This is a genomic window from Halovulum sp. GXIMD14794 (assembly GCF_054457455.1).
Genome location: NZ_JBTLNF010000004.1, coordinates 539,443 through 551,968, shown reverse-complemented (window position 1 = coordinate 551,968; position 12,526 = coordinate 539,443). Strand labels below are relative to the sequence as shown.

The following is a 12,526-nucleotide window of genomic DNA, read 5'->3' as shown; positions in this document are numbered from 1 at the left end:
TCAGTCGGCTTCCTTCTTGCGCTTGAACGAGGACATGATGTTGCCGAACACGTCCGGCTTCACGCCCTGGCTGCGCATGATCGCGTACTGCTGGGTGAATGTGATGATGTTGTTCGCCGTCCAGTACAGCACCAGGCCGCTGGCGAAGGTGCCCAGCATGAACATGAAGATCCAGGGCATCCACGCGAATATCATCGCCTGGGTCTTGTCGGTCGGCGCCGGGTTCAGCTTCTGCTGCATCCACATGGTGATGCCCATGAGGATCGGCAGCACGCCGATCGAGAGGATCCCGAGCAGGCTCTCGGGGCCCGGAGGCGTGAACGGCAGCAGCCCGAATAGGTTCAGGATCGAGCTGGGATCCGGCGCGCTCAGGTCGGTGATCCAGCCGAAGAACGGTGCGTGACGCAGGTCGAGCGTCACGAAGATCACCTTGTAGAGCGAGAAGAAGATCGGGATCTGCAGAAGGATCGGCAAACAGCCCGAGGCCGGGTTGACCTTTTCCTTCTTGTAGAGCGCCATCATCTCCTGCTGGAGCTTCATGCGGTCGTCGCCGGCCCGTTCCTTGATCTTCTCCATCTCGGGCTGAAGCTTTTTCATCTTCGACATCGAGACGTAGGACTTGTAGGCCAGCGGGAACAGCAGCGCCTTGATGATCAGGGTCAGCGCGATGATCGCGAGGCCCATGTTGCCGATCACCAGGTTCAGCCAGTGCAGGGCGCGGAAGATCGGCTTGGTCAGGAAGGCAAACCAGCCCCAGTCGATCGAGTCGACGAACTGGTTGATGCCGTAGGTCTTCTGGTAGCCCGAGATCGCCTCCCACTGCTTCGCGCCGGCGAAGAAGTAGCTGGTCTTCTCGATCGAGGCGCCGGGGGCGACGGCCTGCACCGGCAGGCGAATGTCGGTCTGGAATACGTCGGCGCCGGTCACGTGCTTGGCCACGGCGGTGAAGCTCTGACCGGGTTCGGGGATCAGCGTGGTCATCCAGTAGTGGTCGGTGAAGCCGATCCAGCCGTTTTCGGAGACCTGGGTCTGCAACGCGGTGCCGCCCTCGGCGGGGACCGCGTCATAGTCGGTCATCGCGTCGTAGCTTTCCTCGGTCAGCTTGCCGTCGGCCGAGAGCATCAGGCCCTCGTGCAGGACGAAGAAGCCGACCTGCTCGGGCTCGCCCTCGCGGGCGATGATGCCGTAGGGATAGAGCCGCGCTTCGGATTCGGTGGTGTTCTCGACGCTTTGCGTGATGGTGAAGAGGAAGTCCTCGTCGAGCGCGATGGTCTTGCGGAAGGTCAGGCCCTGGCCGTTGTCCCAGACCAGCGTGACGGGGCTGTCGACGCCGAGAGTCGCGGTATCGCCCTCGACCTGCCATTCGGTGCTGGGGCCGGGAAGCTGGTCGGGCGCCAGGCCACCGGCGCCGCCCCAGCCGTGGAAAGCATAGTAGGCGGCCGGGGTGCCGGCGGGCGAAAGCAGGGTGACGATGGGCGAGTCGGGGTCGACTTCCTCGCGGTAGTTCTTCAGCGACAGGTCGTCGATGCGCCCGCCGGTCAGCGAGATCGAGCCCGAGAGGCTGGGCGTGTCGATGGTCACGCGCTGGGCCTCGGCGATCGCGTCCGAGCGGCTTTGCTCGGCGGACTGCGCGACGGGAGCGGTGGCGCTGTCGCCGCCCGCGGCCGGGGGCGTCAGCGCGCCTTCGACGACTTCCTGGTTCGGGACGGTCGTGTCGACCTGTTGCTCGGGCGGGAACAGGATGAACCAGACGAGGATCACCAGAAAGCTCAGCGCCGTCGCCAGGATCAGGTTCTTGTTCTGGTCGTCCATCAAGGGCTCCGCAGCGGTAAATCGGGGTTGGATGCGTTCAACAGGGCCGGGGGCCAAAGGTCAAGGGCCGCCAGCCCTGATACGGGCGGCGGATCGCCACTGGCACGCCAGTTTTTCGCGGCTCAGTCCTTGTCCTGCGGCTCGGGCCGGGTCAAGCCCGCGAAGTCGAACCAGCGGGGATCCATCAGGTGGCTAGGATTCGCATTGGTCAGCGCGCGGAAGATCTTCTGCCGCCGGCCCGGCGCGCGGCGCTCCCATTCGTCCAGCATTCCCTTGATCTGCTTGCGCTGCAGTCCGTCCTGGCTGCCGCAAAGGTCGCAGGGAATGATCGGGTAGTTCATCGCGCGGGCGAAACGGTCGCAATCCTCTTCGGCCACATGGGCGAGAGGGCGCAGCACGTAGAGGTCGCCCTCGTCGTTGACCAGCTTGGGCGGCATGGTCGCCAGCTTGCCGCCGTGAAAGAGGTTCATGAAGAACGTCTCGAGGATGTCGTCCCGGTGATGGCCGAGCACCACCGCCGAGCAGCCTTCCTCGCGCGCGACGCGGTAGAGATGGCCGCGGCGCAGGCGCGAGCAGAGCGCGCAGAAGGTGCGGCCCTCGGGGATCTTGTCGACTACGACGGAGTAGGTGTCGCGATACTCGATCCGATGCGGCACACCGCGCTCTTCCAGAAACTTCGGCAGCACGGTCGCCGGAAAGCCCGGCTGCCCCTGGTCGAGGTTGCAAGCGAGGATGTCCACCGGCAGCAGGCCACGCCATTGCAGCTCGTGCAGGACAGCGAGCAGCGTGTAGCTGTCCTTGCCGCCCGAGAGGCAGACCAGCCAGCGGGCGCCGGGCTCTATCATCCCGTAGCTCTCGATGGCCTCGCGGGTATGGCGGACGATCCGCTTCCGCAGCTTGCGGAACTCGGTCGTCGCGGGCGCGCCGCGGAACAGGGGATGAATGTCTTCGCTGTCGTCGAGCATGTGCGTGGTGTTAGAGCCGCCCGGTCAACGGGGCAAGGGATTAGTGGGAGCTGAGGTCAGTCCGGCACGTTGTCGATGCCCGAGCCGCCCCAGGGATGGCAGCGACCGAGGCGGCGCAGGGTCAGCCAGCCGCCCTTGAGGGCGCCGTGCTTTTCCAGCGCCTCGAGCGCATAGGCCGAGCAGGTCGGCTGGTAGCGGCAACTGCGCCCGACCCAGGGACTGCCGATCAGGCGATAGGCGCGCACCGGCAGCGCCAGGATCGCGGCAGCCCAGGTCATTCGGGGGGGCGGGGTTCGCGCTTTTCACGAGGCGCATGGATCCGCTCCACCGCCTCGGCCAGTTCGGTCTGGAGGCGGGCGAAGTCGCGGACCGCCGTCTCGTCCTTGCGGCCGATCAGCACGTAATCCCAGCCCGGACGGCCGTGTGTCGGCAGGACAAGCCGGGCGATTTCACGCAGGCGGCGCTTGGCGCGGTTGCGGGCGACGGCGTTGCCGACCTTCTTGGAACAGGTAAACCCCACGCGGACCAGATCGGGTCCGGGCAGGGTGGCAGCGCGTTCCGCGTCCTTGGGCAAATCCCGCGTGTCCGAATCTCTTCGGCGGGCCTGAAGCACAAAGCCCGCAGTGGCCTGACGGCGGCCGCGCGCTGCTGCCAGGAAATCCGGGCGGCGGCGCAGCGTCTCGATCATCGCCGGGCTTTCGGGCGTGCGATCGGCGTGGGGGAAGGTCTCGGGGCCGGGCATGTGCCTGGCCTGAGCGCCGTCCGGCTTACGCCGACAGCCGCTTGCGGCCCTGAGCGCGACGGCGGTTCAGGATCTTGCGGCCGTTCTTGGTCGCCATGCGGGCACGGAAGCCGTGACGGTTCTTGCGCACCCGGTTCGAGGGCTGGAAAGTGCGTTTCATCGGGTTTCTCCTTGCAAGGGGCGCTGCCGGTGCGACGCTCCTCTGAAATTTCAGACCCCGGCTATTAGGGATTCTCTGGCGAACTGTCAACGTGCAAGCGGCGGGCCCGAGGCATGGACCCGCCGCTTTTTTCAGGTGATCCCGAGGATCAGAACTTCCAGCGCACGCCGGAGAACACGGCCAGACCGTCGTCGAGGTCATCGTCCGCGCCATCGTAGCTGTAGTTCCGGACGGTGCCGTAGACTTCGAGGTTCTGCGCGTCGAAGTTCTGCACGGCCGCGAGGCCCCAGGATTCGCCCAGTTCCGTATCGCCGCCATAGTAGTCGACCGAGAAGGCGGTCGCACCGAAGGCGAAGAAGTCGCGCTGCAGGCCGGCCTTGATGTAGCCGTAGGACAGGCTGTCGCCGCCGTCCTGGTCTTCCTCGCCCGCCGCGACGGTCAGGTTCAGACCGGTCGGGGTGTGCATAACCGAGGCCGAGCCCGACAGGGTCTCGACATCGTCGCCCGCGAAGCCGTAGCCGACGCCGGCCTCGGTCTCGAAGTCGCCGAACACGTTGGCGTAGCGCAGGGCGAAGTCGTAGTAGTCATCATCGTCGCCATCCGCGATGACTTCCTGACCGTAGGCTGCAGAAAGGGTGAACCCGGCGTAGGTCGGGGTGTCGTAGCGGACGCGGAAGCGGCGCGAACCGTCGAGGTTGTCGAACACGCTGCCGACGGTGATGTCGGTCAGATCGCCAGCGTCGTTGCGGAAGAACTGGCCGCCGGCGGTGTCGGCGACGCTAGAATAGGCGATCACGCCGGTGCCCGAGAGGTCGATCTCGGCGATGCCGTCGGTGGCCATGCTGCCCTGGCCGAGCGACAGCTTACCGTAGGGAGTGGCGAAGTAGATCTCGACCTTGCGGATGTCTTCCTCGTCGAACTTCCAGCCGTCATCGTAGTAGCGGTCGGTCTGGCTGACCTTGTTCGACGGGCGGACCTGGTACTCGGCCTCGGCCGTGCCGCCGATCACCCAGTTGCCGACGGGGTACTCGAACTCGACGCCGAAGCGGGTCGAGGAGTTGTCGTTGTCGACCGGGGCGAAAGTCTCGGACTCGCCACCGTCGTCATAGTAGAGGAAGCCCTGGTTGATCTGGCCGTAGAACCTGGCGCTCGAGCCGTTCGGGCCGGAGAACTCAAGCGGTACGGATTGGGCGAGGGCAGGGACGGCGGCGCCAGCCGCCAGCGCGGCGGCGAGCGAAACGCTGCCAGCACGGGCGAGGGTGAGGATCTGCATGATCAGGGCTTCCTGTAATGTGGTCACACGGGGGAGTGAGGCGAAGGATTTTCCGCAGCGCACAATTGGAATGCCCGCAGGATGACATAAAGACGTCTTCACGTCACGATTGCTCACGCATTCGAGAGCGGCCGCCATGCCGCCGCGCCCGCAGGTGTAACAAAGCCCCACGGTCGATAAACGCCGCGTGAGACCCACTATCCAGGCCGGGGTTTCTGGGCCAGTTGTTGGCGGACACATGGACGAGGACAACATGACCGCTCACACAAGACCGCGCCCGGGCATTTCCCTGCGCCGGATCTGGCCGCTGGCCATCATCGCCCTGGTGGCGGCGGTGGGCTTCGCGTTTCGCGACGTGATCAGTTTCCGGACGTTGGCAGACAACCGCGAGGCTCTGCTGGCCTGGCGGGACCAGTCCTACGTGCTTGCGGCGTCGGTCTACGTGCTGATCTATGTCGCCGTGGTGGCGTTCAGTCTGCCGGGCGCGCTGCTGATGACGCTGACCGGCGGGTTCCTGTTTGGCCTGGTCGCGGGCTCTCTGCTGACGGTGACGGGCGCGACCGTCGGGGCGGTGCTGATCTTTCTGGCGGCACGGTTCGGTCTGGGTGAGATGCTCGAGGCGAAGATGGATGCGAGCCGGGGCATGATGACCCGGATCCGCGATGGCTTGCGCGAGAACGAGATCAGCTATCTGTTCCTGATGCGGCTGGTTCCGGCGATCCCTTTCTTCGTGGCGAACCTCGCGCCCGCGCTGATGGGCGTGAAACTGCGCAATTACGTGCTGACCACTTTCTTCGGCATCATGCCCGGCACCGTCGTCTACACATGGGTCGGTGCGGGCCTGGGCGAGGTCTTTGCCCGCGGCGAGAAGCCTGACCTGGGCATCCTGTTCGAATGGCAGGTGCTGGGCCCGATCCTGGCGCTCTGCGTGCTGTCGGCGCTGCCGATCCTGCTGAAGAAACTCCGCAAGACCGAGGGTGTGTGATGGGCGAGCATATCGAGACCGACCTGCTGGTGATCGGTGCGGGGTCCGGCGGGCTGTCTGCTGCGGCGGGCTCGGCGCAGCTGGGTGTGGACACGGTGCTGCTGGAGGCCGGCCGGATGGGCGGCGATTGCCTGAATTTCGGTTGCGTGCCGTCCAAGGCGCTGATCGCGGCTGCCGCCCATGCTCAAGCGATGCGCTCGGGCGAGGTGTTCGGGGTGTCGCCGGTCAAGCCGCAGGTCGATTATGCCCGCGCGATGGAGCATGTACGCGAGACCATCGCCGGTATCGCGCCCCACGACAGCCAGGAGCGGTTCGAGGGGCTGGGCGTGCGGGTCATCCGCGAGTTCGGCAGGTTCATCGCTCATGACACGGTGGATGCGGGCGCTTACCGGATCACCGCGCGGCGGATCGTGATCGCAACCGGTTCGGCCCCGCTAGTGCCGCCGATCCCGGGGCTGGAGGACGTGCCATACCTGACCAATGAAAGCCTTTTCGATCTGCGCGAGCAGCCCGAGCACCTGATCGTCATCGGCGGCGGGCCCATTGGCATCGAGATGGCGCAGGCGCATGTACGGCTGGGCTCGAAGGTCACCGTGCTGGAGGGCGCCAAGGCGTTGGGACAGGATGATCCGGAGCTTGCGGCCATCGCTCTGGACCGTGTGCGCGCCGAGGGCGTCGAGATCGTCGAGGGCGCGCTGGCCGAGAAGGTCTCGGAGCAGGGCGGCGCGATCACGGTGCACACCAAGGACGGCAAGGCGTACACCGGCTCGCATCTGCTGCTGGCCGTGGGCCGGTCGCCGAATGTGCAGAACCTTGGGCTGGAGGCTGCCGGGATCGAGTACGACAGGACTGGCGTGAAGGTGAACTCGGGCCTGCGAACGACCAACCGCCGGGTCTTTGCCATTGGCGACGCGGCGCAGGGGCTGAACTTCACCCATGTCGCGGGCTATCACGCCGGGATCGTGGTGCGTAAGGCGATGTTCGGCCTGCCTGCTAAGGCAACCAACGCGCACATCCCGTGGGCGACCTACACCGACCCTGAGCTTGCTCAGGTCGGCCTGACCGAAAAGGCCGCGCGCGAGACGCATGGCGATCGGCTTGAGGTGGTCCGTGCCCGCTTCAGTGGCAACGACCGTGCCCGCGCCGAGCGCGAGACCGAGGGCATGATCAAGGTTATGGTGGTGCGCGGACGTCCGGTCGGTGCCTCGATCGTCGGCCCGCACGCGGGCGAACTGATCCAGGTCTGGGCGCTGGCCATCGCCAACAGGCTGAAGATGACGGCCATTGCGAACATGGTCGCGCCCTATCCGACGCTGGGTGAAGTGAGCAAACGTGCGGCGAGCGAGTATTTCTCGCCAAGATTGTTCGGGAATTCCAAGGTTCGTGGCTACGTTTCGCTGGTGCAGAGGTTCTGATGGACTTGCAACCGGTTCTCGGGCGCAATACCTCGCGCGGTGAACGGAGCCGGTTGGGCATGAAGAGACTGGTCAACACTCTATCCGGGCGCGTCCTGACGCTGACGGTCATCTTCCTGATGTTGGCCGAAGTGCTGATCTTTGTGCCGTCGGTCGCGCGGTTCCGCGTGGAATACCTTCAGGAGCGCCTGGAGCTGAGTCAAATCGCCTCGCTGTCGCTGCTCGCGACCCCGAACGACATGGTCTCGCCCGATCTCGAGGTCGAGCTTCTGAAGAACGCGGAAGTGCTGAACGTCGTGCTGCGGCGCGACGCGATGCGCGAACTGATCCTGGCCACGCCGATGCCGGACCCGGTCGCCGAAACGTTCGATCTGCGCGATCCCTCCCCCGGCACCCTGATCTGGGACGCGCTGACGACGCTGGTGCGCGCCGAGGACCGGGTGATCCGGGTGATCGGGATGCCGGTCAAGGGCGGCGGGGTGGAGATCGAGGTCACGCTCAAGGAAATGCCGCTACGCGCGGCGATGCTGCAATACGGGCTGAACATCCTATGGCTTTCGCTGGTGATCTCGGCTTTCACGGCGGCGCTGCTGTTCATGGCGGTGCGGCGCTTCATCGTGAGGCCGATGAAGCGCGTCGTCGGCTCGATGACCGCCTATGCCGAGGATCCCGAGGACAGCCACCGGATCATCAAGCCGACCTCGCGGGTGACCGAGCTTATGGACGCCGAGGTCGCGCTGGCGGACCTACAGACCCAGCTGACCAAGTCGCTGCGCCAGAAAGAGCGCCTTGCGGCGCTGGGCGGTGCGGTCAGCCGGATCAGCCACGACCTGCGCAACATGCTGACCACGGCGCAGCTGCTGGCCGACCGGTTCGAGCGGTCCGAGGACCCGACCGTGAAGCGCAGCGCCCCCAAGCTGATCAGCTCGCTCGACCGGGCGATCACGCTTTGCGAGCGAACCCTGACCTTCGGCAAGGCCGAGGAGCCCGCGCCTCAGTTGCAGCTGCACATTCTGCGCCAGATCGTCGAGGAGGTGCTCGAGGGGGATCGGGTGCAGATCGAGGACGGCGAGGTCACGCTGATCTGCGACGTGCCGCACGAGCTGCACGTCGAGGCGGATTCGGAGCAGTTCTTCCGCGTGCTGGCGAACCTGGTACGAAACGCGCGGCAGGCGATCGCCGGCACCGGCAAGCCGGGCGAGATCAGGGTGACCGCCGTGGAGTGCGACGGAGGCATCGAGGTCGAAGTCTCGGACAACGGCCCCGGCCTGCCTGAGCGTGCCCGCGAGAACCTGTTCCAGCCCTTCAAGGGCGGTGCGCGGCGCGGCGGCACGGGACTTGGACTTGCCATCGCCGCCGAGCTGGTGCGCGGCCACGGTGGTGTCCTGGAGCTGAAGCGTACCTCGGCCGAGGGCACCATCTTCCGGATCTTCCTGCCGCGCCAGCTTGCGCAGGCCAGCTGAGAAGTCGATTTTCGCCGCTTCGCGATTTCCTTCGAAAAGGGTCGCAAAGAGGGGTTGCAAACCCCGGCCACGGGGCGTAAGACCCCGCTCCACGGACCGATAGCTCAGTTGGATAGAGTACTTGACTACGAATCAAGGGGTCGGGGGTTCGAATCCTCCTCGGTCCGCCATCACACTCCGGATGGCAAAGAACGGCGCCCTTCGCGGGCGCCTTTTCTTTTTGTGAAACGCCGCTCAGGCGCTGGCAGCCATGGCCTGCTGCGGGACCTGAAGAATGCCCATGCCGGTGCGGTTGTTCCAGCCCTCGCCGTCCGGGCGCAGGGCCGTATCGCGCAGGTGTTGGAACAGTTGGCGCGGCGGAGTTCCGGGATCTCTGGTCCTGAGTGCGGCGACCACACCTGCTGCGACTGCGCAGCTGGCCGAGGTGCCGGTCGAGACGGTGCCCGGATCCCCAGGTTCGGCGAACCAGGAGGGGGTCACCAGGTCGGGTTTGCCTTCGCAGCGCTCGTCGTATTTCAGCGCTTGCGGCCCGTCGCCCTGAGACGACGCCCCGGCCCAGTTGCCGGTCATGTCGCAGGCGCCCACGCACAGGACATTGCTCAGCGCATTCGAGCCGCGGATCGAGCGTTCGGGGCCGCGGTCGTAGATGCCTGAGAGCGTGGCCGGGTCGAACTCGCCGTAGTTCCCGGCCGCGAAGACGATGTCGAACCGGAAGCCCATAAGCTGCATCAGCAGGTTCAGCGGATGCAGTGGCCCGTCGGAATAGCGGAACGCGGGGGGCGCCGGGCTGTCCCATTCCTCGATAGTGTTGGCGACCGACCATGCGTTTACCAGAACCCAGGGCTGTCCGGCGTAGGGGCCGAACAGCGCTTCGCGTAGGATGCCGATATAGAGTTGCTCGACGTCGTAGGTGTACGCGTCGATGTCGGTGACCTGCGAGGGCAGCACGGGCGCATCGAACAGCCGCACCTTCGGCGCGATCCGCAGGATGTTACGCGCGATCATGTTGCCGTGTGAGTTCTGAGGCGCCTCGAACGGGTTGACGTATTTGCCGGGCAAAGGACGGCGCCGGTTGCGGTCGATGAACCCGCCGCCATAGTTCAACCCGGGCACGACTTGGCGCAGATAGTCGAGATTGAAGCCCTCGTCGACGATGACGACGTTGACACCGTCGCCATCCTGCCCGGCAGGGGCCTGGAACTCGGGCCAGCCGACCCAGTCCGCACCGATCAACCGCATCGCCTGAGTGGCGTCGCCGAAGCCGGGGGCGCCGTTCTTGCCTGTGGTCCAGTACTGCCGGGCGCGGAAATAGGCGTCCACCGGAGAGATCGGCTGGTCGACGCCAAGCGACCGCTGCTCTTCATCGGTGAGCGAGTCGAATTCGACCTCGAACAGCTCCTCCAGGTAGTCGGTGTCAACTGTTTCCGGTGATTTCTGATCGGGCGAGGGGTCGGCCGTTTTCCCGGACGTGCGCTTGTCCTTCGGACCGAGAACCCGGGTCAGCAGACAAGAGGGGCTGACAAGGCCGGCGCGGACCTTCTCGGGGTCGCCCTCCGGCTGAAGGTACCCCCAGGTCGGCGCCTCGCGGGCGATGTCCTCGAGCGCGTCGTCGCGGCTGCGGGCCTTGGGCCTGGCGAAGCCGCGGCAGAGGCCGAGCGCCTTCTCTGGATCCTTGTCCTGTGTGTCCAGGACCTCCTGCAAATCACCCTCGTCGATGATTCGCTTCCGCAGAACCGTCCTGACCTTGCTCATGATGCCCCCAAAACCCTAACGTGTGCACCGTACGCGGCGCGCGTGTGCTGTCACGTGTACATTGCCACATTATTAACGATTTCAGCCCTTGAAAGTATTTCTGCTGACATAGGCGTTGCCGGAATCTATGGTAGACGCCTCGAAGCTTTGGGGAGCCGAGAGGAATTGGGGACTATGGACGTCGCGATCGCGAATCATACCGCGCGGCAGCTTCTCTGCGTCGTGTTCGCGGACGTGGCCGGCTATTCCGCGCTGACCTCGCGCGACGAATCGGGCACTCACAGCATGCTGCGGCGGTTCATCGGCGAGGTGATCGAGCCTGAGACTGCGCGCCATGGCGGGGCCATCATCCGTACACTCGGCGACGGTATCCTGCTGACCTTTGCCAGCACCTCGGCTGCGGTCGAGTGGGGGCGGAGCGTGCAAAACCGCGTCATCGAGGGGCGCACCGGCAAGACCGCGCGCTATCCGGGCCTGTCGTTGCGTGTCGCGGCGCATGTCTGCGAGGTGATCCGCGACGGCGACGATATCTATGGCGACGGGGTGAACGTCACCAAACGGCTACAAGAGAGCATCGCGCCGGACGGGATCATCATCTCGGAAGAGCTGTACCACGCCACGAAGAAGTCGCTGAAGCTCGAGGTGCGGAACCTCGGCTACCTGACGCTGAAGAACATCAGCGACCCGATCCGGGCCTACGAGGTGCTGCGTCCCGACAGCGAGGACGAGCACGGGCTGAAGCGAACCAAGCAGGAACTGCCGTCGATCGCCGTTCTGCCGATGCAGAACCTCGGCGTGGACGAGGAGTTTCGATATTTCTCGGACGGGGTTGTCGAGGATATCATCGTCTCGCTGTCATCCTTGAAGGAACTTCTCGTCATTTCAAGGGCTTCTACGCTTGCTTTCGGCAATGCTCCGGCAGACCCGCGCGAAGTTGGGCGCGTACTCGACGTCAGATATGTGCTGATGGGCACACTTCGCCGCTCGGCGACCAAGATCAGGCTTTCCGTTTCATTGGCGGATACTTCGACCGGGGAGGTCATATTCTCAGATCGCAGTGAGTTTAACCACAGCGACCTTTTCGAAACTCAGGACAGAATTGTTGAGCATATTGTATCGCTCATCGCTCCGAATGTGAGAGCGTCCGAGAGAGTAAAGGCATTGAGAAAACCCCCCGACAACTTCACGGCCTACGATCTGACGTTGAAGGCCCTGCATCTGATGAACGAGTTGACGAAGGCCAGCTACGACGAGGCTTACAGGCATCTGAAAGCCGCGATGGAGCTGGACCCCGAGTTCGCGATGCCGGTGGCCTATGCGACGCGCTGGCACTGCATCTACATCGGGCAGGGCTGGGACGACGTGCGTGAAAAATACGTCTCGGCGGCGCGCGAACTGGCGTCCCGCGCGGTGAGCCTCGACCGGCAGAACGCGCTGGCGCTGGCGGCCTATGGTCACGTTAAGTCCTATCTTGAGCGCGACTACGACACCGCGCTCGTGTTCCTCGACCGCGCCCGCGAGATGGGGCCGAGCCAGGCCATGGCCTGGGTGCTGTCGTCGGGCACGCTGTGCTATGTCGGACGCGCCGACGAAGCAGTAGAGCACGCAACACACGGTCTACGTCTGTCGCCGAATGATCCAGACGCGTTTCAGTATTACGATTTCCTGTGCATGGCCTATTACCTGAACCGGGATTTCGAGAATGCTGTTGTCTGGGGCGAGCGCTCTTATGCCGAGAAGCCGGACTACACGTCGAACTGGCGCCTGATGGCGGTGAGCAACGCCGCCGCCGGTAGACTCGACCGCGCGCGGCTTTTCGGTCGGAAAATCAAGGAGCGTGACCCGGACTTCGAGATAGAGCCGTTCATTGAGAACTTCTGTCCGTTCCGGGAAACCGTGGATCGAGAAATGTATGCCGACCATTTGCGGACGGCAGGACTGAACTAACGAGTCACCCGG

Annotated in this window: 11 protein-coding genes and 1 tRNA gene; 5 read left to right on the top strand and 7 right to left on the bottom strand. The window is 64.9% G+C overall.

What is annotated here, in order from left to right; translation table 11 throughout:
- The 6 genes from yidC to ACW9UR_RS09280 all read right to left on the bottom strand — a co-directional run bounded on the left by yidC (position 1) and on the right by ACW9UR_RS09280 (position 4,952).
- The gene (gene yidC, locus ACW9UR_RS09305) at positions 1 to 1,812 is read right to left on the bottom strand and encodes a membrane protein insertase YidC (RefSeq protein WP_458916685.1); all 1,812 of its coding nucleotides are present in this window, start codon (positions 1,810 to 1,812) and stop codon (positions 1 to 3) included.
- A 122-nt stretch (positions 1,813 to 1,934) separates the two neighbouring features.
- Positions 1,935 to 2,777: a tRNA 2-thiocytidine(32) synthetase TtcA gene (gene ttcA / locus ACW9UR_RS09300; RefSeq protein ID WP_458916684.1), complete on the bottom strand. Its 843-nt coding sequence runs from the start codon at positions 2,775 to 2,777 to the stop codon at positions 1,935 to 1,937.
- A gap of 56 nt (positions 2,778 to 2,833) precedes the next feature.
- Entirely contained in the window at positions 2,834 to 3,055 is a 222-nt protein-coding gene (yidD, locus tag ACW9UR_RS09295; RefSeq protein WP_458916683.1) for a membrane protein insertion efficiency factor YidD, read from the bottom strand.
- Entirely contained in the window at positions 3,052 to 3,519 is a 468-nt protein-coding gene (gene rnpA / locus ACW9UR_RS09290) for a ribonuclease P protein component (RefSeq protein ID WP_458916682.1), read from the bottom strand. Before rnpA ends, yidD begins: the two co-directional genes overlap by 4 nt.
- Positions 3,520 to 3,544: 25 nt before the next feature.
- Entirely contained in the window at positions 3,545 to 3,679 is a 135-nt protein-coding gene (rpmH, locus tag ACW9UR_RS09285) for a 50S ribosomal protein L34 (protein WP_458916681.1), read from the bottom strand.
- A gap of 148 nt (positions 3,680 to 3,827) precedes the next feature.
- Positions 3,828 to 4,952 carry a porin gene (locus ACW9UR_RS09280; protein ID WP_458916680.1) on the bottom strand — a complete coding sequence of 375 codons (1,125 nt, stop codon included), beginning with the start codon at positions 4,950 to 4,952 and terminating at the stop codon, positions 3,828 to 3,830.
- 253 nt (positions 4,953 to 5,205) lie between these two features.
- Between ACW9UR_RS09280 and ACW9UR_RS09275 the strand changes: the two genes are divergently transcribed.
- The 4 genes from ACW9UR_RS09275 (at position 5,206) to ACW9UR_RS09260 (ending at position 8,985) form a co-directional block, all read left to right on the top strand.
- Positions 5,206 to 5,937: a TVP38/TMEM64 family protein gene (locus ACW9UR_RS09275; protein WP_458916679.1), complete on the top strand. Its 732-nt coding sequence runs from the start codon at positions 5,206 to 5,208 to the stop codon at positions 5,935 to 5,937.
- Positions 5,937 to 7,352, top strand: a complete 1,416-nt coding sequence (locus ACW9UR_RS09270; RefSeq protein ID WP_458916678.1) for a dihydrolipoyl dehydrogenase family protein — start codon at positions 5,937 to 5,939, stop codon at positions 7,350 to 7,352. Before ACW9UR_RS09275 ends, ACW9UR_RS09270 begins: the two co-directional genes overlap by 1 nt.
- A 68-nt stretch (positions 7,353 to 7,420) precedes the next feature.
- The gene (locus ACW9UR_RS09265; protein WP_458917173.1) at positions 7,421 to 8,815 is read left to right on the top strand and encodes a sensor histidine kinase; all 1,395 of its coding nucleotides are present in this window, start codon (positions 7,421 to 7,423) and stop codon (positions 8,813 to 8,815) included.
- 93 nt (positions 8,816 to 8,908) lie between these two features.
- Positions 8,909 to 8,985, top strand: a tRNA-Arg gene (locus ACW9UR_RS09260).
- Between the two features lie 64 nt (positions 8,986 to 9,049).
- Here ACW9UR_RS09260 and ACW9UR_RS09255 read toward each other — a convergent pair.
- Complete coding sequence (locus ACW9UR_RS09255) at positions 9,050 to 10,567, bottom strand: S8/S53 family peptidase (protein ID WP_458916677.1); 1,518 nt, start codon at positions 10,565 to 10,567, stop codon at positions 9,050 to 9,052.
- Positions 10,568 to 10,741: 174 nt separating this feature from the next.
- Here ACW9UR_RS09255 and ACW9UR_RS09250 point away from each other — a divergent pair, with 174 nt between their 5' ends.
- Complete coding sequence (locus ACW9UR_RS09250; protein ID WP_458916676.1) at positions 10,742 to 12,514, top strand: adenylate/guanylate cyclase domain-containing protein; 1,773 nt, start codon at positions 10,742 to 10,744, stop codon at positions 12,512 to 12,514.
- Positions 12,515 to 12,526: the final 12 nt, after the last annotated feature.

Excerpts from the sequence above, each read along its gene's own strand:
- yidC (WP_458916685.1), bottom strand. The coding sequence starts at position 1,812 with ATGGACGACCAGAACAAGAACCTGATCCTGGCGACGGCGCTGAGCTTT.
- ttcA (WP_458916684.1), bottom strand. The coding sequence starts at position 2,777 with ATGCTCGACGACAGCGAAGACATTCATCCCCTGTTCCGCGGCGCGCCC.
- yidD (WP_458916683.1), bottom strand. The coding sequence starts at position 3,055 with ATGACCTGGGCTGCCGCGATCCTGGCGCTGCCGGTGCGCGCCTATCGC.
- rnpA (WP_458916682.1), bottom strand. The coding sequence starts at position 3,519 with ATGCCCGGCCCCGAGACCTTCCCCCACGCCGATCGCACGCCCGAAAGC.
- rpmH (WP_458916681.1), bottom strand. The coding sequence starts at position 3,679 with ATGAAACGCACTTTCCAGCCCTCGAACCGGGTGCGCAAGAACCGTCAC.
- ACW9UR_RS09280 (WP_458916680.1), bottom strand. The coding sequence starts at position 4,952 with ATGCAGATCCTCACCCTCGCCCGTGCTGGCAGCGTTTCGCTCGCCGCC.
- ACW9UR_RS09275 (WP_458916679.1), top strand. The coding sequence starts at position 5,206 with ATGACCGCTCACACAAGACCGCGCCCGGGCATTTCCCTGCGCCGGATC.
- ACW9UR_RS09270 (WP_458916678.1), top strand. The coding sequence starts at position 5,937 with ATGGGCGAGCATATCGAGACCGACCTGCTGGTGATCGGTGCGGGGTCC.
- ACW9UR_RS09255 (WP_458916677.1), bottom strand. The coding sequence starts at position 10,567 with ATGAGCAAGGTCAGGACGGTTCTGCGGAAGCGAATCATCGACGAGGGT.
- ACW9UR_RS09250 (WP_458916676.1), top strand. The coding sequence starts at position 10,742 with ATGGACGTCGCGATCGCGAATCATACCGCGCGGCAGCTTCTCTGCGTC.